This is a genomic window from Roseicella frigidaeris (assembly GCF_003258945.1).
In the GTDB taxonomy this organism is placed as follows: domain Bacteria; phylum Pseudomonadota; class Alphaproteobacteria; order Acetobacterales; family Acetobacteraceae; genus Paracraurococcus; species Paracraurococcus frigidaeris.
The window spans coordinates 443,785-470,364 of sequence record NZ_QLIX01000001.1; the positions used below are offsets into that span (position 1 = coordinate 443,785).

Here is a 26,580-nt window from a genome sequence, read left to right on the forward strand (position 1 = left end):
AGAGCCATGCCCGTGTCCGCCCACCGTCGCCACCTGCTGCTGGGTGGCGCCGCCCTCCTTGCCGCGCCCCTGGCCGCGTCGCGCCGCGTCTTCGCCCAGGCCGCCGCGCCGGCGGCGCCGACCGGGCCCTTTTCCCTGCCGCCGCTGCCCTATGCGCTGGAGGCGAACGAGGCGGCGATCGACGCGCGGACCATGCAGATCCATCACGACCTGCACCATGCGGCCTATGTGAACAACCTCAACGCCGCGGTGAAGGACCACAGCGCGCTGCACGCCATGCCGATCGAGGCGCTGCTGGCGAAGCTGCCGGAGCTGCCCGAGGGCATCCGCACCGCCGTGCGCAACAACGGCGGCGGCCATGCCAACCACACCATGTTCTGGGGCATCATGGGCGGGAAGGGCGGCCAGCCGACCGGCGAGCTGCTGCAGGCCATCACCCGCGACCTCGGCGGCTGGGATGCCTTCCGCGGCGCCTTCGAGCGGGCGGCGAACACGCAATTCGGCTCGGGCTGGGCCTTCGTCACCGTGACGCGGGAGGGCAAGCTCGCCCTGGTGCAGAAGCCGAACCAGGACACGCCGCTGATGGAGGGCGGCCGCGTGCTGCTCGGCAACGATGTCTGGGAGCACGCCTACTATCTCCGCTACCAGAACCGCCGGCCGGAATACACGCGGGCCTGGTGGAACGTGGTGAACTGGGATGCGGTGGCGCAGCGCTACGCCGCGGCGAAGGACGGGACGCTGAAGGTGTAGCGGCAGGCGGTCCGGCTCGCCGGGGAACCGGCCCGCCGGGGAACCGGCCTGGGGGGCGGCGGGTTGAGGCCGCTTCCCCCTTCCTGGAGACGATGTTCCCCCATGCCGCAGATCCGGCTGAAGCCGCTGTCGCAGCAGACCATCGTCATCACCGGCGCCAGCTCCGGCATCGGCCTGGCCACGGCCAGGCGGGCCGCCCGGGCCGGCGCCCGCGTCTTCCTCGTCTCCCGCAACGAGGAAGCCTTGCGGCGGATCGTCGAGGCGTTGCGCGGCCATGGCGCGCAGGCGGATTTCGCCGTGGCCGATGTCGGCGACCGCGCGGCGCTGGAGGCGGCGGCGGAGAAGGCCCGGCAGGTCTTCGGCGGCTTCGATTCCTGGGTGAACGACGCCGGGACCTCGATCTATGGCGAGATCGAGAAGACGCCGCTCGAGGACCAGCGCCGGTTGTTCGACACGAATTACTGGGGCGTGGTGCATGGCTCGCTCATCGCGGCGAAGGCGCTGCGCCGGCACGGGGGCGCGCTGGTGAATGTCGGCAGCGTGCTGTCCGACCGCGCCGTGCTGCTGCAGGGCACCTACAGCGCCAGCAAGCATGCGGTGCGGGCCTTCACCGAGGCGCTGCGCATGGAGCTGGAGCGCGACGGCGCGCCGATCAGCGTGACCCTGATCAAGCCCTCGGGCATCGAGACGGCCTTCCAGGAGCATGCGCGCAACCTGCTGCCCACGCCCGGCATCCGCGTGCCGCCGCCGGCCTATGCGCCGGAGCTGGTGGCCCGCGCCATCCTGCATGCCTGCGAGCACCGCAAGCGGGAGATCGTGGTCGGCTTCGGCGGCCACGCCATCGCGCTGATGGGCAGCCTGTTCCCGCGCGCGACCGATCTGGTGATGGAGGCGGTGGGCTATCCCGCGCAGGTCAGCGGCAAGGCGCCGCGGCCGGCGCGGGCCGACAACCTGTATGCGCCGCGCGAGGACGGGACCGAGAGGAGCCTGACGCGGCCCGTCGCGCCGGTGCGCGAGACCAGCCTGTTTCTGGAGGCGCAGCTCAACCCGGGGCTGACCGCGGCGGTGCTGGCCGGCCTCGGCGCCCTGGCGATCAGCGTGGGCCTGGCCCGCCGCGCCGGGCCGCGGCGGCTGCCGCGTCCCCACCCGCGGCGCCCCGGCCGCGTCTGACCGGCGGCTTGCGGCGGGTGGTGGCTGCGGGCAGGGTCGGGCGGCCGGCCCATCCCGGCCACCATGCGGAGGACTCCATGCCAGCCACGCCGGGCTTCGCCCATCCCGAGGCCATCGTCTCGACCGAATGGCTCGCCGCGCATCTGCGCGATCCCGCGCTCCGCATCTTCGATTGCACCACCTACCTGCACTACGAGACCGGCACCGGCCGGCCCTATCGGGTGGAGGCGGGCCGTGCGGATTACGAGGCGGCGCATATCCCCGGCTCGGCCTTCCTCGACCTGCAGGGCGAGCTCTCCGACACGGCGAGCCCCTTCAACTTCACCATGCCGGCGCCCGAGGACCTCGCCGCCCGCTTCGCCGCCCGCGGCATCGGCGAGGGCCGGCGCGTCATCCTCTACGCCCGCAAGAGCCCGCAATGGGCGACGCGGGTCTGGTGGATGCTGCGCGCCATCGGCTTCGACGACGCGGCGATCCTCGATGGCGGCTTCGATGCCTGGAGCGCTGAGGGGCGGCCGACCGAGGCCGGCGAGAGCCGCTACGAGCCGGCCCGCCTGACGGCGCGGCCACGGCCGGGCCTCTTCGTCGGCAAGGAGGCGGTGAAGGCGGCGATCGGCGATGCCGGCGCCTGCACCATCAACGCCCTCGCCCCCGACCTGCATCGTGGCGAGAATGACCGCTACGGCCGGCCGGGCCGCATCCCGGGCAGCGTCAACGTGCCGGTCAGCGCGCTGCTCAAGCCGGGGCGGCTGACCCTGAAGCCGCCGGCCGAGGTCGCCGAGCGCTTCGCCGCGGTGGGCGCCGATCCGGGGAAGCGCATCCTGCTCTATTGCGGCGGCGGCATCGCGGCGACGCTCGATGCCTTCCTGCTGCACCAGCTCGGCTACCGCGACATCGCGGTCTACGACGCCTCGATGAGCGAATGGGCGAAGGATCCCTCCCTGCCGATCGAGCAGGGCTGACCGCGCATCGCCGGCCGGCGATGCGCTCACGTAGGCAACCCTCGTACCGGCCTGCAAGATCCTGACGTGCAGCCGGCCGAGCGCCCGAACGGGCGCCGGCGCATTCGCGGCAACGGACCGGTCACGGAGACCGGTCCGTTGCCGTCAGAACAGCAGCCCCTTCTTCAGCAGGCCGTGCACGCCCTTCTCGCCGTTCACCGTCTGCGTCACGTGGAAATCGACGGCGAGGCTGCAAAGCTGGTAGGCATCGGCCGCCGAGAGATTGGCGCGGGCGGTGATGAAGGCGATCATCTCGCGCAGCGCCTGCTTCATGGCGAGGTCGAGATCCTCGTGCATGCCCATGCTGATGTAATGCGTCGCGGTCTCGGCGCGCGGGTATTTCAGCAACGGGTCGCGGGCGCCGCCGCCCTTCTCCAGGCCGAGGCGGAAATGCCCGGTCAGGCACATCTCGAGCGCGTTGATGCAGACCTCGCCATCGCCCTGCACGCCATGCCCGTCGCCGGCCGAGAAATTCGCCCCCGGCACGAAGACTGGCAGGAACAGCGTGGCGCCGGCGCCGATCTCCTTGTTGTCGAGGTTGCCGCCATGCGCCCGCGGCTCCTTGGTGCTGATCGTGCCCCATTCCGGCGGCGGCGCCACGCCCATGACCCCGAAGAAAGGCGAGAGCGGCAGGGTGATGCCGGGGCCGACCGGCACCTTGCAGGTCATCGCCTCCCGGTCGACCGGGATGTGCAGCACCCGGGCATAGGGGAAATCCTCGGGCAGCGTGCCGACCAGAGGCCGGAAGCCGCAGAAGCCCCAATCGGCGCCGAGGTCGATCCGCTCGATATCGACGCGCAGCGCGTCGCCCGGCTCGGCGCCCTTCACCGCCACCGGCCCGGTGAGGATATGCGGCCCGAGCCGCGGCACGCCGCCGGCATGGATGGCGGCCAGCCGCTCCGGCACCGCCAGGCCGCTGCCGGGCGGCGGCATCACCTCCTTCGCGCCGGAGACGCATTCCAGGATGACGAGATCGCCCGGATCGACCTCCTGCACCGGGGCGAAGGCGGCGTCGAAGGCGCCCCAGCGGACATTGGCGATGGTCGGCTCGATGCGATGCGTCGCGGGCATGCGGCTCCCCCGGTTCGGAAGCCTGCATGGAGGCAAGATGCCGGCGGGATGGCAAGGGGGCCGAGGGCGCGCCGGATGATAGCTTGCAAATCATTAGATGGCATGCCATCTAATTGGCATGCACCGCGCCACCGTGGATGAATGGTCCGAACTCGGGCCGAGGCTGATGGCCGTCGCCCAGTCCTGGCGGCGCGTCATCGCCCAGGCGTTGTCGGAGGAAGGCCTGTCGGATGCCTCGGCCCTGCCGCTCGCCCTCCTGCTGCGGCAGGGGGATGGCATCCGCCAGGGCGAGCTCGCCGAAGGCCTCGGGGTGGACGGCACCTCGGTGGTGCGCATCCTCGACAATCTGGAGCGCGAGGGGCTGGTCCGCCGGCAGGAGGACAGCCGCGACCGCCGCGCCAAGCTGGTCTTCCTCACCGAGGACGGGCGCCGGCTGGCCCGCCGCACCCTGGCGATGTTCGCGCATCTGCGGCGCGAGCTGCTGGCCGAGGCGCGGCCCGCCGATCTCGAGGCGACGATGCGGGTGCTGGAGGTCCTGACCCGCGCCCTGGCGGCGCGGCCCGAGCGGCGGCGGGGCGGATGAGCGCCGCGCCCGGCCCCAGCCTCGCCGATGTCGTCTTCTCGCTGAAGACCTTCGCGGCGGCGATGCTCGCCTATTGGATCGCGCTGTATTTCGACCTGTCGCGGCCCTTCTGGGCGGTCGGCACGGTCTACATCATCGCCCATCCGCTGGCGGGGGCGATCACCTCGAAGGCCGTCTACCGGCTGCTCGGCACCCTGATCGGCGGCGTCATGACCGTCCTTCTGGTGCCGAACCTGGTGAACGCGCCGGAATGGCTGACGCTCGCCATCGCCCTCTGGGTCGGGCTCTGCGTCTTCGTCAGCCTGCTCGACCGGACGCCGCGCGGCTATGTCTTCCTGCTCGGCGGCTACACCGTGCTGCTCGCCGGCCTGCCGCTGGTCAACAGCCCCGAGGCCGCCTTCGACACCGCGGTGGCGCGGGTGGAGGAGATCGGGCTCGGCATCCTCTGCGGCGCCCTGGTCAGCCGCACCATCCTGCCGCGGCATGCCGGGCCGGTGCTGCTCGCCCGCGTCGATGCCTGGCTCGGCCATGCCGCGCGGCTGGCCGGGGATGCGCTGCTCGGCGAGGCCCGGCCCGGGGATGCGCAGCGGGAGCGGCGGCGCCTGGCGGCGGATGCGGTCGATATGCGCGCCTTCACCACCCATGTCGGCTACGACACCTCCCGCCACCAGGCGCGGACGGACCTGCTGCACGGGCTGCAGGAGCGCATGATCCTGCTGCTGCCGCTGGTCTCGGCGATCGAGGACCATGTCGCCGGCCTGCGCCGGGCGGGCGCCCTGGCGGCGCCGGCGGCCGCCGCGCTGCGGGAGGTCGCGGCCTGGATGGCGGCCGATGGCGCGACCGCGGCGGCGCGGGTGCGGCTGCTGGAGCGGATCGCGGCGCTGGAGGCGACGGCGCCGCCGGGCTGGGAGGGGCTGCTGCTGCGCAACCTGGCGCTGCGGCTGCGCGAGCTGGTCGCCCTGTGGCGGGACTGCCGGGCCCTGCGCGCCGATCTGGCGACGGGCGCGGCGCGGCGGGCGCGCACGCGGCGGCTGCTGGCCGCGGGCGGCGGCGCCGACCGGCATCTCGACTACGGCATGGCGGCGCTCTCCGGCCTCGGGGCGACGCTGGCGATCCTGCTCGGCAGCGTCTTCTGGATCGCCACCGGCTGGGCGGACGGGGTGACGGTGCCGCAGATCGCCGGCGTCTTCTGCTGCCTGCTGGCGGCGATGGACGACCCGGTGCCGGCGATGCGCCAGTTCATGCTCTTCGTCCTGGCGGCGGCGGCCATCGCCTTCGCCTACCAGTTCGCGGTCTTCCCGATGCTCGACGGCTTCCTGCCGCTGGCCGCCGCCCTCGGGCTGACGCTGATCCCGGCCGGCATCCTGCTGGCCACGCCCGCCCGCTACCTCATCGGCATGGGCCTCTGCGTCAACATCCCCTTCATGCTGACCCTGCAATCGCGGCTCAGCCTCGATGCGGCGGGCTTCCTGAACGCCAACATCGCCCTGGTGCTGGCCATCGCGCTGGCGATGCTCACCTCCGCCCTGGTGCGCTCGGTGGGCGCCGAGGCGAGCGCGCGCCGGCTGCTGCATCGCGGCTGGGCGCGCATCGCCGCGGCGGCGGCGCGGCCGCGGCCGGGCGATCCGGGCCGGATCCAGCGCCAGCTCATCGACACGCTCGGCCTGCTGGCGCCGCGGCTCGCGGCCCTCGGCGCGGGCTCGCAGGCGATGGCCGGCGACCTGCTGCGCGATCTCCGGGTCGGGCTCGACATCGCGGCGCTGAAGGCGGTGCAGCCGGCGCTCCCCGGCCCGGCCGCGGCGCGGCTGGCGGCGCTGCTGGCCCGGCTCGGCGCCTATTACCGCGACGGCAAGGCGACGGCCGACGCCGGCCTGGCCGAGCTGGTGGCCGGCATTGATGCCTGCCTCGCCCTCACCGCCGCCCTGCCCGGCCCGGCCGCGCTCGGCGCCGGCATCGCCCTGGCCGGACTGCGGCAGGCACTCGATCCCGGCGCGCCGGCGCCCCGCCCCGTCGCAGCCCTCGCGGAGAAACACGCGGCATGATGCAGGACATCAACATCTACGGCGTCTTCGTGCCCGCCTTCGGCCTGCTGGCGCTGGCGGCCTGCCTGGTGCAGGCCGCGCTGCGGCGGCTGCTGACCGCCATCGGCTTCTACCGCTTCGTCTGGCATCCGCCGCTGTTCAACCTGGCGCTCTACACCTGCCTGCTCGGCACCGCGGTGGCGCTGATTCCGGTGATGCCGCGATGACGAAGCCATTGGCCGCCCATGCCGGCCGCATCCTGCTGACCGTCGCCATGCTCGCCTGCGCGCTGCTGCTCGGCCACCATATGTGGGACTACTACATGAACGCGCCCTGGACCCGGGACGGGCGGGTGCGGGCCGAGATCGTGCGCATCGCCCCCGATGTCTCCGGCCTGGTCAGCGAGGTGCTGGTCGAGGACAACCAGCGGGTCCGGCCCGGGGAGGTGCTGTTCCGGATCGACCCCCGGCGCTTCGAGCTGGCGCTGCGCCAGGCCGAGGCCGATGTCGCAGACGGCGCCGCCGCGCTGGAGATGGCGGTGCGCGACCGCGAGCGCGCCCGCCAGCTCATCAACGTCGCGGTCAGCCAGCAGGCGCGGGAACGGGCGGAGACCGCGGTGACGCGGGCGGAGGCGGCGCATGACCGCGCCCGCACCGCGCTCGATGTGGCGCGGCTCAACCTGGAACGCGCCGCGGTGCGGGCGCCGGTCGGCGGCAAGATCACCAATTTCCACCTGCGCCGCGGCGACTACGTCGCGGCCGGGGCGGCGGTGACGGCGCTGGTCGACGAGGCCAGCTTCTACGTCCTCGGCTATTTCGAGGAGAACAAGCTCGACCGCATCCATCCCGGCGATCCGGCGCGCGTCCGGATCATGGGCGATGCCGGCACGCTGGACGGCCATGTCGCCGGCATCGCCGGCGGCATCGAGGATCGGGAGCGCTCGGACAGCACGAGCCTGCTCGCCAATGTCACGCCGACCTTCAGCTGGGTGCGCCTGGCGCAGCGCGTGCCGGTGCGCATCGCGCTGGCCGGCGGCGAGGCCGACGGGCGGCTGATCGCCGGGCGGACCGCGAGCGTCGAGATCCTCGCCCCCGCCCGGCGGCAGGAGGCGGCCAACCGGCAGCCCTGACGCCGCCGGGCCCGGCGATGCCCTACAGCCAGCCCTTGCGCTTGAAGTAGACGATCGGCAGCACGGCGGAGCCGATCATCAGCAGGACCACCAGCGGATAGCCGAACTCCCAGTGCAGCTCCGGCATGGCATCGAAATTCATGCCGTAGATGCTGGCGATCAGCGTCGGCGGCATCAGCGCGACGCTCGCCACGGTGAAGGTCTTGATGATCGCGTTCTGCTCGACATTGATGATGCCGAGCACCGCATCCAGCAGGAAATTGGCCTTGCTGTTCAGGAAATTCGCATGCTCGACCAGGGAGCGCACGTCGCGCACCAGGGTCTTGATCAGGCCCTGGTTCTCCTTGCGCACCGTGGTCGCCTTCTCGGCCGTCAGGAAGGTCAGGATGCGCGAGAGGCCGAGCAGCGTCTCGCTGGCGCGGGTGGTGACCTCGCCGACCTGGCCGAGCGTGATCAGCGCGTCCTTCAGGTCCGCATCCTTCATCGACGCCTTCACCGTCGCCCGGGCGGAGCGGAAGGCGGCCTGGCTGGCGCGGTCCATATCGGCGGCGATGCGCTCCAGGATATCGGCCAGCCGGTCGACGATCTGCTCGAAGAGATGCAGCATCACCCCGTCCGGCGAGTTCAGCAGCGCCACCGGGGTGCGGTGGCAGCGGGCAGCGAAGACCGCGACCGCCCGCGGCGTGGCGTAGCGCACCGTGATCAGGGCGCTGTTGGCCAGCACGAAGGTGATGGCGGTCGAGCCCATCTCCCCGCCCTCGATGCCATAGAGGAAGGGGGCGGTCAGGAAGAGGGCATCGTCCTCCCGGTAGAGACGGGAGGAGCTCTCGATCTCCTGCATCTCCTCGCGGGTCGGGATCTCGAGGCGCAGCGCCTCCTGGACCTGCCGCTCCTCCTCGGGTGTCGGGGTCAGCAGGTCGATCCAGACCGCCCGGCGGAGCGCCTCCGGTTCCTGCGGACCTTCGCGCACCAGGAGATGGCCGTTCTCGACGGTATAGGTGGTCAGCATCCGGCGGTCCCCCGGGTCGGAACGGTGGCCCGCTTCTAGCCGCAGCGGCTGGGCAAGTCACCCCTGGCCCGGGGCTTGCTGACCCTCGGCCGACAGGCCCCCGGTCGAGAGGTGCAACCCATGCTGCGACGTCTCCTGCCGCTTTTGGGGGCAGTCCTTTGCCTTGCGCTCGCCCATCCCGGACGCGCCGGCGCGGAGGCTTGGCCGGCCCGGCCGATCCGCATCGTCGTGGTCTTCCCGCCCGGCGGTGCCTCCGACATCGCCGCCCGGATCCTGGCCGAGGCGATGGGCCCCAAGCTCGGCCAGCGCCTGGTCGTCGACAACCGGCCCGGAGCCGGTGGCACGCTGGCGGCGCTGCATGTCGCGCAGCAGCCCGCCGATGGCTACACGCTCCTGCTGAGCAACACGGCGCCGATCGTCACCTCGCCGCCGCTCTACAGCAAGCCGGGCTACGACCCGCAGGCCTCCTTCACGCATATCGCCTATATCGGCGCGACGCCGATGGTGGTAGTCAGCACCCTCTCGGTCCCGGCGCAGGATCTCAGGGGGCTGATGGCCTGGCTGCGGGCGCAGCCCGCGCCGGTGACCTACGGCACCTCGGGCGCCGGCTCGGTGGGGCATGTGGTGGGCACGATGTTTGCCCAGCAGACCGGAATTCCGCTGAACCACGCCCCCTATCGCGGCTCGCAGCCGATGCAGGCGGATCTGCTGGGCGGGTCGATCCTGCTGTCCTTCGACACCCTGCCGGAGAATGTCGAGAATATCCGCGCCGGGCGGCTGCGGGCCTATGCCGTGACCGCGCCGATGCGGGCCCCGAGCGTGCCGGAGGTGCCGACGGTGGGCGAGGCGGGGCTGCCCGGCCTGCTGGCGCAGAACTGGCTCGGCCTCTCCGCGCCGGCGCATCTGCCGGCGCCGGTCGCGGAGCGCCTGCATGCCGAGCTGGCGGCGGCGCTGCAGCAGCCGGGCGTGCGCGACCGGCTGGCGGGCGTGGGCATCATCCCGGGCGAGATGAGCCAGGCCGCCTTCACCCGCTTCGTCGGCGAGCAAATCGACACCGTGGGCGGCATGGTCAAGGCCATGGGCATCCGCAACGATTGAGTCGCAACGATGGAGCCGCGGCGCATCCCGGCGCCGCCGGACAGAGGGGGATCCATGGAGGAGGACGGCTTCCTGCGCCGCGCCATCGCCCTGTCGGCCGAGGCGGCGGCGAGGCCGGGCAGCGAACCCTTCGGCGCCGTGGTGGTGCGGGACGGGCAGGTGGTGGGGGAGGGGTTCAACCGCTCGCGCGATCGGCTCGACCCCACCTCGCATGGCGAGACCGAGGCGATCCGCGACGCCTGCCGCCGGCTCGGCACGCTCGACCTCTCCGGTTGCGTGCTCTTCTCCTCCTGCGAGCCCTGCGCGCTCTGCGTCGCCGCCATGGAGATCGCGGGCATCGCGCGCGTCGTCTACGCCGCCTCGCTGGCCGACAGCGCCCGGGTCCTGGCCCGGGTGCCGGCCGGGCTGCGGCGCGGCGGCGATGTCGCGGCGCTGCGGCGCGAGGCCGGGGCCCCGATCGGCCAGGGCCGCATGCCGGCGCGGCGGGCGCTGGTCGCCGAGGCGGTCGCGGTGCTGGAGGCCTGGGCCGCCGCGCCGGCTTGATCCTGGCTTGATCCTGGCCGGGGCGGGTGCTGTCCTGCCGCGCAGGGAGGGCCAGCGAATGCAGACGCGCCAGGTGCAGACGGGGCCCGGCCTCGTCTTCGATGTCTCGGTCGCCGGCGATCCGGCCGCGCCCCTGGTGCTGCTGCTGCACGGCTTCGCCGTCTCCCGCCACCTCTACGATGCGCAGCTTCCGGCGCTGGCCGCGGCCGGGTATTTCGCTGCCGCCCCCAACCAGCGCGGCTATTCCCCGGACGCGCGGCCCGATCCGGCGGATGTGGCACGGTACGATATCGAGCTGCTGATCCAGGACGCGCTCGACCTCGCCTCCGCCCTGGGCGGGGAGGGGCGGCGCTTCCATCTCGTCGGGCATGACTGGGGCGGCAGCCTCGCCTGGGAGATCGCGGCGCATTGGCCGGAGCGGCTGGCCTCGCTCACCATGCTCTCCCGCCCGCATCCCGGCGCCTTCGCCCGGGCGCTGGCCGAGGATCCGGAGCAGCCGCAGCGCTCCCGCCACCACAAGGCCTTCCTCGAGCCGGATGCGGTGCCGAAGCTGCTGGCCGAGGACTGCGCCTGGCTGCGGCGGCGGCATGCCGCCCAGGGCATCCCGCCGGCGCAGACGGCGAAGCATCTCTCGGTGCTGGGCAGCGAGCCGGCGATGGCGGCGGCCCTCGCCTGGTACCGGGCGCGCGGCACGGTGCACCGGCCGATCCCGAAGATCCGGGTGCCGACCCTCTTCCTCTGGGGCGATGCCGACGACACGGTGGGCCGCATGGCGGCCGCGGGCACGGGCGATTTCATCGAGGCGCCCTACCGCTTCGAGATCCTGCCGGGCGTCGGCCACTATGCGCCGGACCAGGTGCCGGAGCGGGTGAACGCGCTGCTGCTCGAGCATCTGCGGGCGCATCCGGCCTGAGCGGCCGGCCGAGGGGCGCCGCCGGGATCAGGCCGTCCCGAACCGGTCCCGCAGCCGCAGCAGCAGGATCAGGCCGATCTGCCGCACCGCCTCGGCCCGCTCGGCGGCGGCATCCTGGCCGAGCCGGCGCTCGAAGGCCGCCAGGATCTCCGCCGCGCCGCACCCGCGCACCGCCATGATGAAGGGAAAGCCGAAGCGCGCCCGATAGGCGGCGTTCAGCGCCAGGAAGCGCGCCTGGGCCGCGGCGTCCAGGGCATCGAGCCCGGCCGAGCCCTGCTCCCGCGCGCTGTCCTCCGTCACCGCGCCGCGCGCGAGCAGGGCGCCGGCGAGGTCGGGATGGCCATTGAGGAAGCCGGTCAGCGCCTCGCCCCGCAGCGCCCGCAGCACCGCGAGGAAATCGGCATGCAGCGTCTCGGCCGAGCGGCAATCCGGGCCGCGCGCCCAGATCGCCTCGGCGAGATCGGGGCGGTTCTCGAAGACGCTGGCGAAGCGGCCGAGGAAATCCGCCCGCGTCACGCCGCGGGCAGCCCAAAGCGTCGGGCGACGCCGGGGAAGTCGCTCTCCGCCGGATGCCGGCCGGAGGCGACGGTCCCATCCGCCGCGCGCACGAGCTGGCAGACCTGCATCCCCGCCGCCGCGGCGGCATCGAGCTCCTCGGCGACATCGGAGAGGAAGAGGATCGCCGCCGGCGCCAGGCCGAGCGCCGCGGCGATCGCGGCATAGCTTGTGGCCTCCCGCTTGCCGCCCATGGCGGTATCGAAGAAGCCGGCGAAGAGCGGCAGCAGGTCGCCCGCCTCGCTATGGCCGAAGAGGTCGCGCTGCGCCTCCACCGAGCCGGAGGAATAGACCGCGAGCCGCAGCCCCGCCGCCCAGGCCCGCAGGCAGGGCGCGACATCGGGCCAGAGATGGCCCCGCAGCCGGCCATCGGCATAGCCCTGGTGCCAGATCAGCCCCTGGAGCGCCTTCAGCGGCGTCACCTTGGCATCCGCCGCCATCCAGCCGCGCAGCGCCGCCACCGGGTCCTGGCCCGGCGCGGCGGCGCGGACCGCCGCCAGGATCTCCCGCACCGCCGGCGTCTCGCCCTCCGCGGCGAGGAACTCCTCCAGCGCCGCCGCCGCGAAGGGGAAAAGCCGGTCCTTCACGAAGGCGATGCTGGTGGTCGTCCCCTCGATATCGGTGAGGATGGCGGCAGGCCGCGGCATCTCAGGCGGCGACCGGGAAGCGCCCGGCGATGTCGCTGCCGGTGAAATGCGCCACCCAGCCCGACTGGTCGGTGAAGACGCGCAGCGCGGTGAAGCGCGGCGCCTCGCCGGCATCGAACCAGTGGCGGGTGTTGGCGGGCACGCTGATCAGGTCGCCCTGCACGCAATGCGCGTCCCAGACCTTGCCGTCGACATGCATGACGAAGTCGCCGCTGCCGCGGACGAAGAAGCGCACCTCATCCTCGGTATGGATGTGCTCGGAGAGGAATTTCTGCCGCATCGCCGCCGCTTGCGGATGGTCCGGCGTCAGGCTGACGACATCGGTGCTGCCCGCGCCCGTCTCGCCCATGAGCTTGTCGAGATAGGGGCGGTAGGCCTCCAGCACCTGCTCGTTGCTGGCCTCCTCGGGCACCGCCACGCCCTCCCACCGCTCGAAGCGCACGCCGATGGCGCCGAGCGCCCGGGCGATCTCGGCGGCGTCCTCGGTCCGCAGCAGCTCGCGGCCGGTCCCGGCCTCCCATACCGTCAATCGGCTCATCTCAGCGTCTCCTTGTCTCCATCTCGCAGGCGAGCATGAACTCCAGCGCCTCCAGCCGCATCAGCGCGGCCGGCATATCGGCGCCCCATACATAGATCCCGTGGCCGCGGATCAGGTAGCCAGGCGGGATCTCCGCCATGGCGGCCCAACGGTCTTCGACCACGGATTGCAAATGCGGGATGTCCTGCGCGTTGTCGAAGATCGGCAGCGTCACCGCCGCCGCATGCGTCGGCAGGCCGGGAAAGGCCTTCAGCAGCTCATAGCCCTCGAGCCGGATGGCCTCCGTCCCGGCCCGGGAAAGGACGGTGACGGGCACCGAATGCCCGTGCAGCACCGCTCCGGCATCGGGGAAGCGGCGATAGATGCCGCAATGCAACCCGGTTTCCGCGGAAGGCCGGTCGCCCGGGCGCAGCGGGCGCCCGGCAAGATCCACCCGGATCACCCCCTCGGGCTGGAGGAAACCCTTGTGGCCCCCCGATCGGGTGATGGCGAGCGTGCCGTCCGGCAATCGCACGGAGATGTTGCCGGCCGTGGCAGGGACCCATCCGAAATGGTCCAGGCGCCGACCGGCCGCAATGATGGCGGCGGTCGCCGTGGCGAAGGCATCGTCCGACATCGGCTTTCCGGAGAGGAATAGGGGCGCCGCGCCGCGCAGGCAGGCGCCCTGGGGGCCGGCCGTCCCCGCGTTGCTGGCCGTCCGGGGGACGCCGGCAACCCGGGGCAGCCGGCCGCGGCCGCCTCAGGCGGCGGGACGGCTCGTCGTGGTCGTGGTGTGGGTGGCGTCGGCCGACTGCGCCGGGCCGCCGATGCTGCCTGCCGGCTTGCCCGCCGGCGGCGCGCTCTCGGCCAGCGAGGCGTCGGGCTCGTCCTCCTTCATGTTCTTCTTGAAGGACTTGATGCCCGTGGCGAGGTCGCCCATCAGCGTGCTGATCTTGCCGCTGCCGAAGAGCAGCAGGACGACCAGCAGCACGATGAGCCAGTGCCAGATGCTGAAGGAACCCATGTGACGCCCCGATGACCCTGTCTGTTGTCGCACCCCGCGCCGCCCGGTCCGGCAACGAGGGGCGGCCCTGCCTGGCCCATGCCCATGGGACGCGGCCTTTCCGCGACCCGTCCCGGCATTGCCGCGGACACTAGTGCGCCGCCCCTGGCGGCGCAAACACGCAGATGGTTCGGGGCGCCCCGCCAGACAACCGGGGATGGCCCTTCGGGCGGGGAAGGGCCAGGAACGTGCAGGGGAATGGTTATCCGCCGGCTTTCGCCCGCTGATGCCGATGCCCGAGGCCGGCCGCCGCGCCGGCGCCGAGGCTGAGGGTCAGGCCTCCGCCTTGATGCCGAGGCGCTGGATCAGCCCGCTCCAGCGGGCGGTCTCCGCCGCGACGAAGCGGCCTGCCTCCTCCGGGCCGCTGGCCACCACCTCGAAGCCGCCCGCCTCCAGCACCTGCCGGGCCTGCGGCGCGGCGAGCGCCGTCCCGGCCTCGCGGGCCAGCCGGGCCACGCGCCCGGCCGGGGTCGAGGTGGGGGCGATGAGCGCGTTCCAGGCATAGCTCGCGGCATCCGCCATGCCGCTCTCGGCCAGGGTCGGGATCTCCGGCGCCTGCGGGATGCGCCGCTCGGCGGTGACGGCGAGGGCGCGCACCCGGCCCTCCCGGATCTGCGGCAGGATGCCGGCTGAGACCAGGATCATCGCCTCGATCCGTCCCGCCACCAGATCGAGGGTTGCCTGCGGGAAGCCGCGATACGGGACATGCACCATGTCGAGTCCGGCGCGCGCCATCAGGTCGGCCATGGCGAGGTGGCCGCCGGAGCCCGCCCCGACCGAGCCGAAGGACAGCCGGCCGGGATGGGCCCGGACATGGGCGATGAAGCCGGCGAGGTCGGTGGCCGGGACGGCGGGGTGCACGACCAGCAATTGCGCCGCGCGGACCAGCAGGGAGACGATGGCGAGGTCGCGGGCCGGATCATAGGGCAGGTCCGGATAGAGCGCCTTCGCAGTGCTGAGCGGGCCGTTGATGGAGAGGCCGATGACATGCCCGTCGGTCGCCTTGGCAACGAGGTCGGTGCCGATATTGCCGCCCGCCCCAACCCGGTTCTCCACCACGAAGGGTTGGCCGAAGGCCTGCGCGTAATGGGTGGCGACCGCCCGGCCGGTGATGTCCGGCGTCGAGCCAGCCGGGAAGGGCAGGATGAAGCGCACCGGCCGCTCCGGCCAGTCGGGCTCGGCCGCGGACGGCCCGGCCAGCAGCAGGGCCGGGGCGGCGAGGAGGTGGCGGCGGGCAGGGATCATGGCAGCATCCTCGGGCGGCCCCGGCGGCCGCCTGCGCGGCCTCTCATCGCCGGAGCCGGCCGCCGCGGCAAGCCGTCGCCGTGCCGTCCGGCGCACCGGGCATCAGGGCTTCGCGGCGGGCGGCTCGGCGCCGGCGGGCGGCGCGTCGGCGGGCGGCGCATCGGCGGGCGGGGCGCTCGCCGGCGGCGGCGCCGGCTCGGGCGGCGGCTTCGGCAACGCCTCGCCGGCCGGCCTGGCGGGCGGCTCCGGCGCATGGGCCGGAGCCTCGGGCCGGGCCTCCGGCGCGAGGCCCGGGGTCGCCGGCAGCAGCACCACCGTCACGCTGCGCTCCTCGGGCACCGCGCCGCGGGCGAAGGCGGCGCGGCGGGCCTCGGCGCGGATGCGGTCCGGGGCGATCCCGAGCTTGGCGAGCGCCGCCGCCACCTGGCCGGCGCGCCTGGCGGCGAGCTGGATGCCGCTCTGGGCGCCGCCCTCCTGCGGGCCGGCATGGCCGAGGACGCAGATGGCCCGCTCCGGCTCGCGCTTCGCCCGGTCGGCGGCGGCGGCGAGGTTGGTGCGGGCCGTCTCGCCGGGCGCGGCCGCGCCACGGGCGAAGGGGATGGCGAAGACATCGTCCTCGAGCTGGTCGGCACCGACGCAGTTGAAGGAGCGTGACTGGGCGAGGGCCGTGCCGGGAAGCAGGGCCGCCAGCAGGAGGAGGGCCGGGAGCATCAGGCGGCGGCCAGCAGGCCGGCCTCGCGCATCCGTGCCAGCAGGGAGGGGGCGTCCACCTGGGGATGGGCGGCGCGCAGCTCCGGCTCGGCGATGTCCGGCCGCGCCAGGATCCAGCCCGCGGCCTCCGCCTCGGGCGGCGCCAGGGGCAGGGTGCCCTGCGAGGTCTTCAGCACCCAGTCCGCGCCGCGCCGCACCGGCTTCGCCCCGGGCGCCAGCACCTTCCAGGCCGGCGCCTCCGCCTCCGCCTCCGGCGCCGGCGTCCCGGCTTCCGCCAGGCCGCGCGCCGCCAGCAGGTCGTTGCCGCCGCGCTGGAAGTGATAGCCGGCGACGAAGCGTTCCAGCGCCGCCAGCACCTTCGGGTCGCGCGCCAGCTCCGTCAGCCGCTGGGCGAGCTGGCCGGCGCGCGTGGTGAGCGCGAAGCGCGCGGCGGCCGAGCCGTCCTGCCGCGGCAGCGGCTTGCGGAACTCGGCGTCGTAGAGGGCGCGCTCGTGCAGGATGTTCAGCAGGTCCATCCCGAGCGGCGCATGCACGCCGAAGGCGACGTGCACCGAGGCCGGCGCCTCGGCCAGCGCGTCGTGGTACCAGCCGCGCGGCAGATAGAGCAGGTCGCCCGTCTTCAGCAGCACCTTCTCCCGCAGCCGGCCCTTCTGCTGCTCGTGCTGCGCCTGGGTCTCGGTGCGGAAGGCGGGGTGCGCGATCGGCCAGTCGGCACGGCCCTCCCAGACATTCCAGGTCTTCTCGCCCTCGACCTGCACCGCCCAGACGTCATGGGTGTCGTAATGCGCCGGGAAGGCTTTGTGGCTCTGCCAGGAGATGTAGACATTGGCCTGCGCCTTGCCGAGCCCGGCCCCCTCCAGCGCGCCGCTGACCGCGGCGAGGCCGGGGGTGAGGCTGTCCACGTCGTTCAGCACCACGCTGGCGCCGCGCCCCACCCAGTCCCGCACCCGTTCGGCGACCGGCTGCTGCACCGGGTCGTTGTCCCGGCTGGTGGCGCGGCTGCAATACTGCTCCGCGGGCACGGGGGTGCCGTCCATGACCAGCTTGAGCGACTGGCCGGACCAGATATGCGTCATGTCGAGCAGCCGGTTGATCTGCCGCCAGGACAGGACGTGGGCGAATTTCATCGCCGCGCCGCGAATGTGCAGTGGCTTGCGGTCGTAATACTCGGCAAAGAACTGCTCGGGCGTCATGGGCGCGAGCAGCGCGGCGAAGGTCATGCTCATGGCGCCCGACACTAGCCGATTCGCGGCCCGCAGGTCATTCCTCATCCGTCAGAGGTCGCCGCCGCCGGGCGGCCCCTGGCCTGGGGGTGCCAGGCAGGAGGCCGGTCTCGCCCGTCAGCAGGGAGGAATGCCGCCATGACGGACCTTGCCCCAGCCGGTGACCCCGCGCGCCAGGAGCTGCTGCGCACCGCCGCGGAGGCGTTGGCGCGGCTGGCGCCCGACCTGCCGCCGCCGGCCCGGCAATTGCTGCACCACCTCTATGCCGGCGTGCCGACGGCCGAGCTGGCCGGCCTGCCGGCCGAGGCGATGGCCGCCGCCGCGGCCAGCCTCTTCGCCCTGGCGCTGGAGCGCACGGCCGGGGCGGCGCGGGTCCGGGTATTGCCGCCCGGGCCCGGCCGCGGGCCGCATGCGGTGGCCGAGATCGTCACCGACGACATGCCCTTCCTGGTCGACAGCGCCCTCGGTGCCCTGGCCCGCAACGGGCGCGTCGTGCGGCAATTGCTGCATCCCGTGCTGAGCGTCCGCCGCGATGCCGCCGGCCGGCTGCTGGCGCTCGACCCGCCGGAGGGCGGCACGGCCGAGAGCATGATGCGCATCGCCCTCGGCGCCATGCCGGCGGCCATGCTGCCGGGCCAGTCGCGCGGTGCCGCGGATGACTGGCCGACGCTCGAGGCGGCGCTGGCGCGGGCCATGGCCGATGTGCGCCAGGCAGTGACGGATTTCCCGGGCATGGCCGCGGCGCTGCAGCAGGCCGAAGGCGAGGTCGCGGCCGCCCCGGCGGGCGCGGAGCCAGGCGGCGTCGCCTTCCTGCGCTGGCTGGCCGAGGACAATTTCGTCCTGCTCGGCCATTGTCGCTACGCCCTCTCGCCCGAGGGCGGGCTCGCGGTCGTCGCCGCCGAGAATCTCGGCCTGCTGCGCGATCCGCGGCTGCCGGTCTTCGACGTGCTGCGCGACCCCGCGCACCTGCCGCCCGTGGTGCTGGCGGCGCTGGCCGAGCCGAACCCGGTCACCGTCGCCAAAGCGAACATGCGCAGCACCGTGCACCGGCCGCAGCATGCCGATGTGGTGGCGACGCGGATCTTCGGCCCGGATGGCCGCGTCACCGGCGGCCGCCTCTTCCTCGGCCTCTTCGCCGCCGCGGCCTACAACCGCAACCCGCGCAGCATCCCGATGCTGGCCGAGAAGGTCGGCCGCATCCTCGCCGCCGCCGGACTCGACCCGGAGGGGCATGACGGCCGGGCGCTGCGCAACATCCTCGACACCTGGCCGCGCGACGAGCTGTTCCAGGCGCCGGAGGCGGCGATCCTGGCGGCCGCGCGGCGTGCCCTCGACCTGCAGGTGCGGCCGCGCCCGGCGCTGGTGCTGCGGCCCGATCCCTTCGGCCGCTTCGTCTCGGCCATCGTCTGGCTGCCGCGCGACACCTTCGACACGCGGCTGCGCGAGCGGGTCGGGGCCATGCTGGCGCGCGCCTTCGACGGGCATCTCAGCGCCTTCTACATCGCGATGGGGGATTCGCCGCTCGCCCGCATCCACTACATCATCGGCACCGAGCCCGGGCGCGCCCCCGCCGTCGATCCCGGGGTGCTCGAGGCGGCGATCGCCGAGGCGGCGCGCAGCTTCCCCGACCGCCTGGCCGAGGCCCTGATCGCCGAGCGCGGCGAGGGCGGCGCCGCCGCGGCGCTGGCGCGCTGGCGGGATGCCTTCCCGGCCGCCTACCGCGAGAGCGCGACCGGCGCCCAGGGCGTCGCCGACCTCGCCCTGGCCGAACGGGCCCTGGCCGAGGCCCGGCCGGCCGCCCAGCTCGGCCGCCCGCCGGGCGCCGAGGGGCTGGTGCTGCGCCTGGCCAATCCGGGCGGTCCGCTGCCGCTCGCCGATGCGCTGCCGCTCTTCGAGAGCCTCGACCTCCGCGCCGTCGAGGAGGTGCCGCACCGCCTCGTCGCGGCGGATGGCGCGACAGTGGTGCTGCATGTCTTCGGCCTGGCGCCGGCCGCACCGGCGGAGCCGGAGCGGTTCCCGGCGCTGCTCGCGGCGCTCGGCGCGCTGCTCGACGGTCGGGCGGAGGCCGATGGCTTCAACCGCCTGGTGCTGCGTGCCGGTCTCGACTGGCGCGAATGCTGGCTGTTGCGGGCGATGTACCGATGGCTGAAGCAGGTCGGCTTCGGCTTCTCGCAGCAGGCGGTGGAGACGGCGCTCGCCGACCAGCCGCGGGCGGCGCGGCTGCTGCTCGACCTCTTCCATGCCCGCTTCGACCCGGGCGCCGGGCGGGACGAGGCGGCGCTGCAGCAGGACTGGGCGGCCTTGCTGGACGCGGTGCAGAACCCCGACGAGGACCGCATCCTCTCCCGCCTGCGCGGCCTGCTCGATGCGGTGCTGCGCACCAACTACCATCTCGACCGGCCCTGGCTGTCGCTGAAGATCGACAGCGCCGCGGCCGGCGAGATGCCGGCGCCGCGCCCCTGGCGGGAGATCTTCGTGCATTCGCCGCGCATGGAGGGGACGCATCTGCGGGCCGGGCCGGTGGCGCGCGGCGGCATCCGCTGGTCCGACCGGCGGGAGGACTTCCGCACCGAGATCCTCGGCCTGATGAAGGCGCAGCGGGTGAAAAACGTCGTCATCGTGCCGACCGGCGCCAAGGGTGGCTTCATCCTCAAGCACCCGCCGCCGGCCTCCGACCGGGAGGCCTTCATGGCCGAGGGCATCGCCTGCTACCGCACCCTGGTGCGCGGCCTGCTGGACATCACCGACAACCTCGCCGAGGGCTGCATCGTGCCGCCGCCGCGGGTGGTCCGGCGCGACGGCGACGATCCCTATCTGGTCGTCGCCGCCGACAAGGGCACTGCGACCTTCTCCGACATCGCCAATGCGCTCTCGGCGGATGACGGCTTCTGGCTGGGGGATGCCTTCGCCTCCGGCGGCTCGGCCGGCTACGACCACAAAGGCATGGGCATCACCGCCCGCGGCGCCTGGGTGATGGTGGCGCGGCATTTCGCCGAGCTCGGCCACGACATCTTCGCCGAGCCCTTCACCTGCGCCGGCATCGGCGACATGTCGGGCGACGTCTTCGGCAACGGGCTGCTGATCAGCCGGAAGACCAGGCTCGTCGCCGCCTTCGATCACCGCCACATCTTCCTCGACCCCGATCCGGACCCCGAGGCCAGCTATGCCGAGCGCGCCCGCCTCTTCGCCCTGCCGCGCTCCTCCTGGGCGGATTACGACCCGGCGCTGATCTCGCCCGGCGGCGGCGTCTTCCCGCGCAACCTGCGGACCATGCCGCTCTCGCCCGAGGCGCGCGCCCTGCTGGGCCTCGCGGCGGAGCGTGCCGAGCCGGCGCTGGTGATGCAGGCGATCCTGCGCGCGCCGGTCGACCTGCTCTATTTCGGCGGTATCGGCACCTATGTGAAGGCGGCGGAGGAGAGCCAGGCGGAGGCCGGCGACCGCGCCAACGACGCCATCCGGGTGAATGGCGGCGCGTTGCGGGCCCGGGTGGTGGGCGAGGGGGCGAACCTGGCCGTGACCCAGGCCGGGCGCGTCGAATACGCCCGGGCCGGGGGGCGGATCGACACCGACGCGCTCGACAACTCGGCCGGCGTTTCGACCAGCGACCATGAGGTCAACATCAAGATCCTGCTCGCCGATGCCGAGCGCGAGGGACGGCTGACGCGGATGCAGCGCGACGCGCTGCTGCGGGAGATGACCGAGGAGGTCGGCCAGCTCGTCCTGCGCGACAATGCCCAGCAGCACCTGGCGGTCAGCCTGGAGGAGCGGGCCGGCGCCGAGGCGCTCCCCGCCCAGGCGCTGCTGATGGACCGGCTGGAAGCGGCCGGGGTGCTGGACCGCGCCGTGGCCGGCCTGCCCGATGCCGCGACGCTGCGCACCCGCATCGCCGCCGGGGAGGCGCTGACCCGGCCGGCCATCTGCGCCCTGCTGCCGCTTGCGAAGCTCTGGCTGACCGAGGCGATCGAGGCGAGCGACCTGCCGGAGGACCCGGTTTTTGCGCCCCTGCTCCTCGCCTATTTCCCGTCGCCGCTGCGCGAGCGTTTCCCCGACCTCATCGCCCGCCACCGGCTGCGGCGGGAGTTGGTGGCGACCGCCATCACCAACGAGGTGGCGAACCGGATCGGCTGTGCCGGGCTGGCGCGGCTCGCGGCGGAGGCCGGGCCGGTCGCGGCGGCGCGCGCCGCCTGGCTGGCCGGCGAGGGCTTCGGCCTGCCGGACGCCGCCGATGCCGCGGATGCCGCCGCCGCGCCGGCCGGGCCGAAGCTCGACCTGCTGCTCGCCCTGCGCCGGCTGCAGGAGGCGGCGGCGCAGAACCTCCTCGGCGGCACCGGGCCCATCGGCCCGGGCCTCGAAGCCCTGCGGGCCGGCCTGGCGGGGCTGATGGCCGGCGCGGCCGCCGGCGATCCCGCGGCCGAGGCCTGGCGGGCCGCCGGCCTGCCCGAGCGGGCGGTGCAACGCGCCGCCCTGGCCGGGCGTCTCGCCGCCGCGCCGATCGTGCTGCAACTCGTGGCCGAGACCGGCGCGCCGGCGGCGCGGGCCGCCGCGGCCTGGGACGAGGTGGGAGCCGCCTTCCGGATCGAGGCGCTGCGCCAGGCCGCGGCAACCGCGCCCGCCCCCGGCGGCTTCGGGCCCCGGGCCCGGGCGGCGCTGCTCGAGGATCTGACCAGGGTCCAGGCGCGGCTGGCCGCGGCGCTGCTGCGCGGCGAGACGCCGGACCCGGCGCCGGTCGCGCATCTGGCGCAGGAGGCGGCGATGGATGGCGACCTGACCGCGATCGGCGTCGCCGTGCGGGCGCTGCGGGGGCTGACCTGACCCCGGCGGGCGAGGCCGCCCCCGGCTCGGCCGGCGCCGTGCTGCCCGACCTGCTCCGGCCCGGCCTGCGCCTGGTCCTGTGTGGCAGCGCGCCCGGCGGGGTCTCGGCCCGGCGCGGCGCCTACTATGCCGGGCCGGGAAACAAGTTCTGGGACGTGCTGCACCGCATCGGGCTCACGCCGCGCCGCTTCGCACCGGAGGAATTTCCGCGCCTCCTCGAACTCGGGATCGGCCTGACGGATCTCTGCACCACGGCCGCCGGCGCCGATGCCGATATCCCGGCTGCCGCCTTCGACGTGGCGGCGCTGACGGCGAAGATGCGGCGCCACCGCCCCGGCCTGCTCGCCTTCGTCGGCAAGGGGCCGACGGCGCGGGTCCTCGGCCGGCGTGCCGTGCCGCTCGGCCCGGTGGCGGGGCCGGCCGCGCTGCCGCCGCTCTTCGTGCTGCCCTCGCCCTCCGGCCGTGCCTGCGGCGCCTGGGATCCCGCGCCCTGGCATGCGCTGGCGGCGCGGCTGCGGGACCTGCCGGCATGACCGGCAAGGCCTGGGCCTGGGCCCTCTATGACTGGGCGAACAGCGCCTTCCCCACCATCATCTCCACCTTCGTCTTCGCCACCTACTTCACCCAGGCCATCGCGCCCGACCCGGCGACCGGCCAGGCGCAATGGGGTTGGATGCAGGCGGCGGCGGGCTTGGCGATCGCGCTGCTCTCGCCGCCGCTCGGCGCGCTCGCCGATGCCGGCGGCCGGCGCCGGCGGATGCTCGCCCTCTGCACCCTGGCGATGGTGATCGCCACCGCCACGCTCTGGTTCGCCCGGCCCGGACGGGACTCGACCCTGCTGGCGCTCCTCGGCGCCGGGGTGGCGACCATCGCCTTCGAGCTCGGCACGGTCTTCTACAACGCCATGCTGCCGCAGGTGGCGCGGCCGGCGGCGATCGGCCGCGTCTCCGGCCTGGCCTGGGGGCTGGGCTATGCCGGCGGCATCGCCTGCCTCGGCCTGGCGCTCGGGCTGCTGGTGCAGCCGAACCCATCCCCGCTCGGCCTCGACCGCGGCACGGCCGAGCATGTCCGGGCGACGGCCCTGCTGACCGCGGGCTGGATCGCGCTCTTCGGCTGGCCGGTCCTGGTCATGCTGCCGGATCCCCCCGGCCCGCGGCCGCCCCTACGCGAGGCGGTGGCGCGCGGGCTGGCCGAGATCGGCGCGCTGCTGCGGCGCCTGTCGCGCCACCCGCAGCTCTCGCGCTTCCTGCTGGCGCGGCTGTTCTACACGGATGGCCTGAACACGCTCTTCGCCTTCGGCGCCATCTATGCCGCCGGCGTCCTCGGCATGGGGATCGAGGAGATCCTCCGCTTCGGCATCGCGCTGAACGTCACGGCCGGGCTCGGCGCGGCGGGATTCGGGCTGGTCGAGGACCGGTTCGGCTCGAAGCGCACCATCATGGTCGCGCTCGCGGCGCTGATCCTGCTCGGCGGCGGCCTCATCCTGGTGCAGGACGGGCGCCTGTTCTGGGGGCTCGCCCTGCTGCTCGGCCTCTTCCTCGGGCCGGCGCAGGCGGCGAGCCGCACGCTGATGGCAAGGCTGGCGCCGCCCGACGAGGTCACGGCGCATTTCGGCCTCTTCGCCCTGAGCGGGCGCATCACCGGCTTCGTCGGCCCCTGGGTGGTGGCGACGGTGACTGCCGCCACCGGCAGCCAGCGCGCGGGGATGGCAATGGTGCTGGGCTTCCTGGTGGCGGGTGCCATCCTGCTCGCCGGCGTGCGGGAGCCGGCGCGCGGCTGAGGGCCGGGGCGGCTACATGCCGCCGTAGAGATAGGGCGGCATCGGCTGGGTGTTGTCGACCACGCCCTTCACCCCCGGGACCTGCTCGGCCAGCACCTTCAGGCCGCGCTTGACCTGATCGGTCGTCGTGAAGCCGTGGAACTCCACGACGCCGTCCCTCACCTCGACCAGGGTGTAGAAGCTGTCGATCCAGGGCTGCTTGCGCATCGCGGCCAGCACGGCCTGGCGGATCCGATCATCCGAGAGCTCGCCGCCACTCTCGGTCTTCGGCGGTGCGACCAGCGCCCGCAGCAGATCGGCGCGGGAGACGATGCCGCGCAGCCGGCCCTCCTCGAGCACCAGCACGCGGCGGATGCCCTTCTCCTCCATCAGATGCGCGATATGGGTCGCCGTGTCGGAGCCGACGACCGAGACGAGCTCGGCGGTCATGATCTCCTCGGCCGTGCTGCCATGGGTCCGCGCATAGCGCTCGGCCTGCTCGCCGGGATCGGAGAAGAGGCTGCGCAGCCAGCCCTGCGGCTGGTCCTCCTGGCCAGCGAGGCGGCGGATGAGGTCGGCCTCGGTCACCACGCCGACCACCTTGCCGGCCTTGTCCACCACCGGCACCGCGGAGATGCCACGCTCGGCGAGCAGGCGGGCCACGGCGATCACGGGCGTCGCCGGCGGCACCGTGACGACATCGGGCGTCATGAGGTCGAGAGCGGTGAGCAGCGTCATGGCATCCTCCTCGGCGGGTTCCCGCAGGCTGCGTCATGCCCGCTGGCGCTGCCTTGCGCCAGCGCAACTCGTGGCATTTGCCGAAGTTCGCGCCAACCATCCTCGCCCGGGCCAGCCTCGCGCCGGCAGCCCTGCGGGAGCGCTCGCATCATTCCGGATGTGGTGCTAACATGCTGGTGATGCGCGCGGTTCCGGCCCTTCTCGCCTGCTCCCTGGTGCTGGCCGGCTGCGGCGACACGCCCTGGAGCAATGCGCCCTGGAGCGATCTGCTGCCGGAGCCTGCCGCCGATTTCGAGGCCGAGCCCTCCGGCGCCACCCTCCGCCTCATCCGGCGCGGCCGGGCCAGCGATGCCGCCCTGGTACAGGAGACCGGCGAGCGCCGGCTCTGGCGGACCGCCGGCAACCAGGTGGTGGAAACCGATGGCGGCCGCATCATCGCCACGGCCGGCTTCCCCGAGATGCTGGCGGCCACCCGCTTCGACGGGCCCGACCCGCTCGCCGAGCCGGCCGCGCTGCTCGCGCATCCGGCCGCGGCCCGGCGCATGGTGGACCTGATGCGCGCGAGCCGCACGCCGGAGGGCATGCGCTTCGGCGTCCAGATCGAATGCCGGCTGCGCGCCGAGCCGACCGAGGACGCCGCCGTGCTGCTGGTGACCGAGCGTTGCCGGGCCGAGGGGGCGGGGCGCTTCACCAACCTCTTCTGGGTCTCGGCCGAGACCGGCGCGGTGCTGCAGACCACGCAATGGGTCGGGCCGGCGGCACCGATGCTGACGATCGAGTTTCCGCTGCCGCAGCCGTGATCCGGCCCAAGGCGCGGTGGCGTCTCATATCAACGGCATGAATGCGTCATTCATGCCGAGCGCCCGAACGGGCGCTGCGCCGAGTGGCGCCAAGGGGACTGCCCATGGGGGCCGTTGATGGGTCGCCAGCAACGGCCGTCCGTATCAGTCCCGCCAGCTCAGCCCGGCCCGCCGCACCCGCCGGATGACCACGGCCAGCCAGAGCAGCTGCACCAGCAGCGCCGGCAGCACGACCAGCGGCTTGCCGTTCGGCGGCAGCCGTAGGAACAGCAGGGCCAGCGCCGCATGGAAGGCGGCGAAGCCCCAATGCGTGGCGGCGACGCGGCGCGTGCCGAGGCCCGCCCGCTGCGCCATCTGGTAGAGATGCGTCCGGTGCGGCGCGCCGACCTTGTCGCCCATGGCGGCCCGCCGCAGCAGGGTGAAGGCGGTGTCGAAGAGCAGGCCGAAGAGCAGCAGCGGCACGATGAGGAAGCTGAGCTGCGTCACGTCGAAGCGGCTCGCCGCGACGGCCAGCACCGCCAGCATGAAGCCGGTGAACTGGCTGCCCACATCGCCCATGAAGATGCGGGCCGGATGCAGGTTGAAGGGCAGGAAGCCGATCAGCCCCGCGGTCAGGAACAGCGCGGCGGCGTAGACGAAGCCGCCGCCCTGCAGCGCGGCGATCGCCGTCAGCGCGGCGCAGGCGATCAGCAGCGTGCCGCCGACCAGCCCGTCCAGCCCATCCATGAAGTTCACCGCGTTCGTGCAGCCGAGGATCCAGAAGATGGTCAGCAGCGCCCCGCCGAGGCCGAGCTCGACCGGACCCACATAGGGGATGGCGAGACGGGTGATGGTCAGCCCGGTGACCACCGCGACCAGGCTGGCGGCAAGCTGCGCGCCGAAGCGCAGCCGGGCGGAGAGGCCGCGCATGTCGTCGACCAGCGCCACGCCGGCGATGGCGAGGGCGGCGAGGATGACGCCGAGGAAGGGGCGTTCGGCGATGCGGGCCTGGTCGGCGACCCGGTAGAGCACCAGCATGCCGGCCATGAAGGCGAGCACCACGCCGACCCCGCCGCCGCGCGGCGTCGGCCGGACATGCGCGCTGCGATGGTTCGGGTGATCGAGGATCGGGAAGGCGATCATCAGCCGCACCGCGGCGGCGGAGAGCAGGGCCAGCCCGCAGGCGAAGACCAGATGCTGGAGGAGGGCGGCTGACGTCATGGCGGGCCGGGGTGTGACGGAA

26 protein-coding genes are annotated in these 26,580 nt (G+C 73.8%); 14 read left to right on the top strand and 12 right to left on the bottom strand.

All coding sequences use genetic code 11. From position 1 onward, the window contains the following. Positions 1-6: 6 nt before the first annotated feature. From DOO78_RS02045 to DOO78_RS02055, 3 genes are all read left to right on the top strand, one after another. Positions 7-750, top strand: coding sequence for a superoxide dismutase (locus DOO78_RS02045; protein WP_111468049.1), 744 nt, complete (start codon positions 7-9; stop codon positions 748-750). Positions 751-852: 102 nt separating this feature from the next. Continuing rightward, a complete protein-coding gene (locus DOO78_RS02050) occupies positions 853-1,920 on the top strand; it encodes an SDR family oxidoreductase (protein ID WP_111468050.1) in 1,068 nt (355 codons plus the stop codon). Between the two features lie 77 nt (positions 1,921-1,997). Further along, positions 1,998-2,882: a sulfurtransferase gene (locus DOO78_RS02055; protein ID WP_111468051.1), complete on the top strand. Its 885-nt coding sequence runs from the start codon at positions 1,998-2,000 to the stop codon at positions 2,880-2,882. A 144-nt stretch (positions 2,883-3,026) separates the two neighbouring features. On the opposite strand, the gene DOO78_RS02060 is transcribed toward DOO78_RS02055, so the two are convergent. After that, complete coding sequence (locus tag DOO78_RS02060; protein ID WP_111468052.1) at positions 3,027-3,992, bottom strand: acetamidase/formamidase family protein; 966 nt, start codon at positions 3,990-3,992, stop codon at positions 3,027-3,029. 118 nt (positions 3,993-4,110) lie between these two features. Between DOO78_RS02060 and DOO78_RS02065 the strand changes: the two genes are divergently transcribed. The 4 genes from DOO78_RS02065 to DOO78_RS02080 are packed head-to-tail and all read left to right on the top strand — an operon-like array spanning position 4,111 to position 7,725. Beyond that, the gene (locus tag DOO78_RS02065; protein WP_165838675.1) at positions 4,111-4,575 is read left to right on the top strand and encodes a MarR family winged helix-turn-helix transcriptional regulator; all 465 of its coding nucleotides are present in this window, start codon (positions 4,111-4,113) and stop codon (positions 4,573-4,575) included. Continuing rightward, positions 4,572-6,617 carry an FUSC family protein gene (locus tag DOO78_RS02070; RefSeq protein ID WP_111468054.1) on the top strand — a complete coding sequence of 682 codons (2,046 nt, stop codon included), beginning with the start codon at positions 4,572-4,574 and terminating at the stop codon, positions 6,615-6,617. The genes DOO78_RS02065 and DOO78_RS02070 overlap by 4 nt, the downstream gene beginning before the upstream one ends. Continuing rightward, a complete protein-coding gene (locus tag DOO78_RS02075) occupies positions 6,614-6,823 on the top strand; it encodes a DUF1656 domain-containing protein (RefSeq protein ID WP_111468055.1) in 210 nt (69 codons plus the stop codon). Before DOO78_RS02070 ends, DOO78_RS02075 begins: the two co-directional genes overlap by 4 nt. Continuing rightward, entirely contained in the window at positions 6,820-7,725 is a 906-nt protein-coding gene (locus DOO78_RS02080; protein ID WP_111468056.1) for an efflux RND transporter periplasmic adaptor subunit, read from the top strand. Before DOO78_RS02075 ends, DOO78_RS02080 begins: the two co-directional genes overlap by 4 nt. A 22-nt stretch (positions 7,726-7,747) precedes the next feature. Here the strand turns inward: DOO78_RS02080 and corA are convergent, their stop codons facing one another. Next, positions 7,748-8,734 carry a magnesium/cobalt transporter CorA gene (corA, locus tag DOO78_RS02085; protein ID WP_111468057.1) on the bottom strand — a complete coding sequence of 329 codons (987 nt, stop codon included), beginning with the start codon at positions 8,732-8,734 and terminating at the stop codon, positions 7,748-7,750. Positions 8,735-8,854: 120 nt separating this feature from the next. Between corA and DOO78_RS02090 the strand changes: the two genes are divergently transcribed. The 3 genes from DOO78_RS02090 to DOO78_RS02100 are packed head-to-tail and all read left to right on the top strand — an operon-like array spanning position 8,855 to position 11,288. Then, positions 8,855-9,832 (top strand): Bug family tripartite tricarboxylate transporter substrate binding protein, encoded by a 978-nt coding sequence (locus DOO78_RS02090; RefSeq protein ID WP_111468058.1) that lies wholly within the window; start codon positions 8,855-8,857, stop codon positions 9,830-9,832. A gap of 54 nt (positions 9,833-9,886) precedes the next feature. Then, positions 9,887-10,375, top strand: a complete 489-nt coding sequence (locus tag DOO78_RS02095; protein ID WP_111468059.1) for a nucleoside deaminase — start codon at positions 9,887-9,889, stop codon at positions 10,373-10,375. 58 nt (positions 10,376-10,433) lie between these two features. Next, positions 10,434-11,288, top strand: a complete 855-nt coding sequence (locus tag DOO78_RS02100) for an alpha/beta fold hydrolase (RefSeq protein WP_165838676.1) — start codon at positions 10,434-10,436, stop codon at positions 11,286-11,288. Between the two features lie 27 nt (positions 11,289-11,315). On the opposite strand, the gene uraD is transcribed toward DOO78_RS02100, so the two are convergent. The 8 genes from uraD to DOO78_RS02140 all read right to left on the bottom strand — a co-directional run bounded on the left by uraD (position 11,316) and on the right by DOO78_RS02140 (position 17,252). After that, entirely contained in the window at positions 11,316-11,804 is a 489-nt protein-coding gene (uraD, locus tag DOO78_RS02105; RefSeq protein ID WP_111468061.1) for a 2-oxo-4-hydroxy-4-carboxy-5-ureidoimidazoline decarboxylase, read from the bottom strand. After that, complete coding sequence (mtnC, locus tag DOO78_RS02110) at positions 11,801-12,490, bottom strand: acireductone synthase (protein WP_111468062.1); 690 nt, start codon at positions 12,488-12,490, stop codon at positions 11,801-11,803. The genes uraD and mtnC overlap by 4 nt, the downstream gene beginning before the upstream one ends. Before the next feature lies 1 nt (position 12,491). Then, positions 12,492-13,028 carry a 1,2-dihydroxy-3-keto-5-methylthiopentene dioxygenase gene (locus DOO78_RS02115; protein WP_111468063.1) on the bottom strand — a complete coding sequence of 179 codons (537 nt, stop codon included), beginning with the start codon at positions 13,026-13,028 and terminating at the stop codon, positions 12,492-12,494. 1 nt (position 13,029) lies between these two features. Further along, positions 13,030-13,644 carry a methylthioribulose 1-phosphate dehydratase gene (locus tag DOO78_RS02120; RefSeq protein ID WP_111468064.1) on the bottom strand — a complete coding sequence of 205 codons (615 nt, stop codon included), beginning with the start codon at positions 13,642-13,644 and terminating at the stop codon, positions 13,030-13,032. A gap of 123 nt (positions 13,645-13,767) precedes the next feature. After that, complete coding sequence (locus tag DOO78_RS02125) at positions 13,768-14,031, bottom strand: twin-arginine translocase TatA/TatE family subunit (RefSeq protein WP_111468065.1); 264 nt, start codon at positions 14,029-14,031, stop codon at positions 13,768-13,770. 312 nt (positions 14,032-14,343) lie between these two features. Then, the gene (locus tag DOO78_RS02130; protein ID WP_111468066.1) at positions 14,344-15,315 is read right to left on the bottom strand and encodes a Bug family tripartite tricarboxylate transporter substrate binding protein; all 972 of its coding nucleotides are present in this window, start codon (positions 15,313-15,315) and stop codon (positions 14,344-14,346) included. A 102-nt stretch (positions 15,316-15,417) separates the two neighbouring features. Continuing rightward, the gene (locus tag DOO78_RS02135) at positions 15,418-16,026 is read right to left on the bottom strand and encodes an OmpA family protein (RefSeq protein WP_111468067.1); all 609 of its coding nucleotides are present in this window, start codon (positions 16,024-16,026) and stop codon (positions 15,418-15,420) included. Next, positions 16,026-17,252: a cupin domain-containing protein gene (locus DOO78_RS02140; RefSeq protein WP_111468231.1), complete on the bottom strand. Its 1,227-nt coding sequence runs from the start codon at positions 17,250-17,252 to the stop codon at positions 16,026-16,028. Before DOO78_RS02140 ends, DOO78_RS02135 begins: the two co-directional genes overlap by 1 nt. A gap of 135 nt (positions 17,253-17,387) precedes the next feature. Between DOO78_RS02140 and DOO78_RS02145 the strand changes: the two genes are divergently transcribed. Genes DOO78_RS02145 through DOO78_RS02155 form a run of 3 tightly spaced genes read left to right on the top strand, consistent with a single transcriptional unit; the run spans position 17,388 to position 23,841 of the window. Beyond that, positions 17,388-22,061 carry an NAD-glutamate dehydrogenase gene (locus DOO78_RS02145; RefSeq protein WP_111468068.1) on the top strand — a complete coding sequence of 1,558 codons (4,674 nt, stop codon included), beginning with the start codon at positions 17,388-17,390 and terminating at the stop codon, positions 22,059-22,061. 38 nt (positions 22,062-22,099) lie between these two features. Then, positions 22,100-22,594: a mismatch-specific DNA-glycosylase gene (locus DOO78_RS02150; protein WP_111468069.1), complete on the top strand. Its 495-nt coding sequence runs from the start codon at positions 22,100-22,102 to the stop codon at positions 22,592-22,594. Beyond that, the gene (locus tag DOO78_RS02155) at positions 22,591-23,841 is read left to right on the top strand and encodes an MFS transporter (protein WP_111468070.1); all 1,251 of its coding nucleotides are present in this window, start codon (positions 22,591-22,593) and stop codon (positions 23,839-23,841) included. The genes DOO78_RS02150 and DOO78_RS02155 overlap by 4 nt, the downstream gene beginning before the upstream one ends. A gap of 12 nt (positions 23,842-23,853) precedes the next feature. Here the strand turns inward: DOO78_RS02155 and DOO78_RS02160 are convergent, their stop codons facing one another. Then, positions 23,854-24,558, bottom strand: coding sequence for a CBS domain-containing protein (locus DOO78_RS02160; protein ID WP_243634303.1), 705 nt, complete (start codon positions 24,556-24,558; stop codon positions 23,854-23,856). A gap of 179 nt (positions 24,559-24,737) precedes the next feature. Here DOO78_RS02160 and DOO78_RS02165 point away from each other — a divergent pair, with 179 nt between their 5' ends. Next, positions 24,738-25,358 carry a YjbF family lipoprotein gene (locus DOO78_RS02165; RefSeq protein ID WP_243634304.1) on the top strand — a complete coding sequence of 207 codons (621 nt, stop codon included), beginning with the start codon at positions 24,738-24,740 and terminating at the stop codon, positions 25,356-25,358. A gap of 144 nt (positions 25,359-25,502) precedes the next feature. Here DOO78_RS02165 and DOO78_RS02170 read toward each other — a convergent pair whose 3' ends face one another. Continuing rightward, complete coding sequence (locus DOO78_RS02170; RefSeq protein WP_111468072.1) at positions 25,503-26,558, bottom strand: glycosyltransferase family 4 protein; 1,056 nt, start codon at positions 26,556-26,558, stop codon at positions 25,503-25,505. Positions 26,559-26,580 lie beyond the last annotated feature (22 nt).

What these genes read in the sequence shown, in the direction of transcription:
- DOO78_RS02045 (WP_111468049.1), top strand. Translation starts at nt 7, where the DNA reads ATGCCCGTGTCCGCCCACCGTCGCCACCTGCTGCTGGGTGGCGCCGCC.
- DOO78_RS02050 (WP_111468050.1), top strand. Translation starts at nt 853, where the DNA reads ATGCCGCAGATCCGGCTGAAGCCGCTGTCGCAGCAGACCATCGTCATC.
- DOO78_RS02055 (WP_111468051.1), top strand. Translation starts at nt 1,998, where the DNA reads ATGCCAGCCACGCCGGGCTTCGCCCATCCCGAGGCCATCGTCTCGACC.
- DOO78_RS02060 (WP_111468052.1), bottom strand. Translation starts at nt 3,992, where the DNA reads ATGCCCGCGACGCATCGCATCGAGCCGACCATCGCCAATGTCCGCTGG.
- DOO78_RS02065 (WP_165838675.1), top strand. Translation starts at nt 4,111, where the DNA reads ATGCACCGCGCCACCGTGGATGAATGGTCCGAACTCGGGCCGAGGCTG.
- DOO78_RS02070 (WP_111468054.1), top strand. Translation starts at nt 4,572, where the DNA reads ATGAGCGCCGCGCCCGGCCCCAGCCTCGCCGATGTCGTCTTCTCGCTG.
- DOO78_RS02075 (WP_111468055.1), top strand. Translation starts at nt 6,614, where the DNA reads ATGATGCAGGACATCAACATCTACGGCGTCTTCGTGCCCGCCTTCGGC.
- DOO78_RS02080 (WP_111468056.1), top strand. Translation starts at nt 6,820, where the DNA reads ATGACGAAGCCATTGGCCGCCCATGCCGGCCGCATCCTGCTGACCGTC.
- corA (WP_111468057.1), bottom strand. Translation starts at nt 8,734, where the DNA reads ATGCTGACCACCTATACCGTCGAGAACGGCCATCTCCTGGTGCGCGAA.
- DOO78_RS02090 (WP_111468058.1), top strand. Translation starts at nt 8,855, where the DNA reads ATGCTGCGACGTCTCCTGCCGCTTTTGGGGGCAGTCCTTTGCCTTGCG.
- DOO78_RS02095 (WP_111468059.1), top strand. Translation starts at nt 9,887, where the DNA reads ATGGAGGAGGACGGCTTCCTGCGCCGCGCCATCGCCCTGTCGGCCGAG.
- DOO78_RS02100 (WP_165838676.1), top strand. Translation starts at nt 10,434, where the DNA reads ATGCAGACGCGCCAGGTGCAGACGGGGCCCGGCCTCGTCTTCGATGTC.
- mtnC (WP_111468062.1), bottom strand. Translation starts at nt 12,490, where the DNA reads ATGCCGCGGCCTGCCGCCATCCTCACCGATATCGAGGGGACGACCACC.
- DOO78_RS02115 (WP_111468063.1), bottom strand. Translation starts at nt 13,028, where the DNA reads ATGAGCCGATTGACGGTATGGGAGGCCGGGACCGGCCGCGAGCTGCTG.
- DOO78_RS02120 (WP_111468064.1), bottom strand. Translation starts at nt 13,644, where the DNA reads ATGTCGGACGATGCCTTCGCCACGGCGACCGCCGCCATCATTGCGGCC.
- DOO78_RS02125 (WP_111468065.1), bottom strand. Translation starts at nt 14,031, where the DNA reads ATGGGTTCCTTCAGCATCTGGCACTGGCTCATCGTGCTGCTGGTCGTC.
- DOO78_RS02130 (WP_111468066.1), bottom strand. Translation starts at nt 15,315, where the DNA reads ATGATCCCTGCCCGCCGCCACCTCCTCGCCGCCCCGGCCCTGCTGCTG.
- DOO78_RS02135 (WP_111468067.1), bottom strand. Translation starts at nt 16,026, where the DNA reads ATGCTCCCGGCCCTCCTCCTGCTGGCGGCCCTGCTTCCCGGCACGGCC.
- DOO78_RS02140 (WP_111468231.1), bottom strand. Translation starts at nt 17,252, where the DNA reads ATGAGCATGACCTTCGCCGCGCTGCTCGCGCCCATGACGCCCGAGCAG.
- DOO78_RS02145 (WP_111468068.1), top strand. Translation starts at nt 17,388, where the DNA reads ATGACGGACCTTGCCCCAGCCGGTGACCCCGCGCGCCAGGAGCTGCTG.
- DOO78_RS02155 (WP_111468070.1), top strand. Translation starts at nt 22,591, where the DNA reads ATGACCGGCAAGGCCTGGGCCTGGGCCCTCTATGACTGGGCGAACAGC.
- DOO78_RS02160 (WP_243634303.1), bottom strand. Translation starts at nt 24,558, where the DNA reads ATGACGCTGCTCACCGCTCTCGACCTCATGACGCCCGATGTCGTCACG.
- DOO78_RS02165 (WP_243634304.1), top strand. Translation starts at nt 24,738, where the DNA reads ATGCGCGCGGTTCCGGCCCTTCTCGCCTGCTCCCTGGTGCTGGCCGGC.
- DOO78_RS02170 (WP_111468072.1), bottom strand. Translation starts at nt 26,558, where the DNA reads ATGACGTCAGCCGCCCTCCTCCAGCATCTGGTCTTCGCCTGCGGGCTG.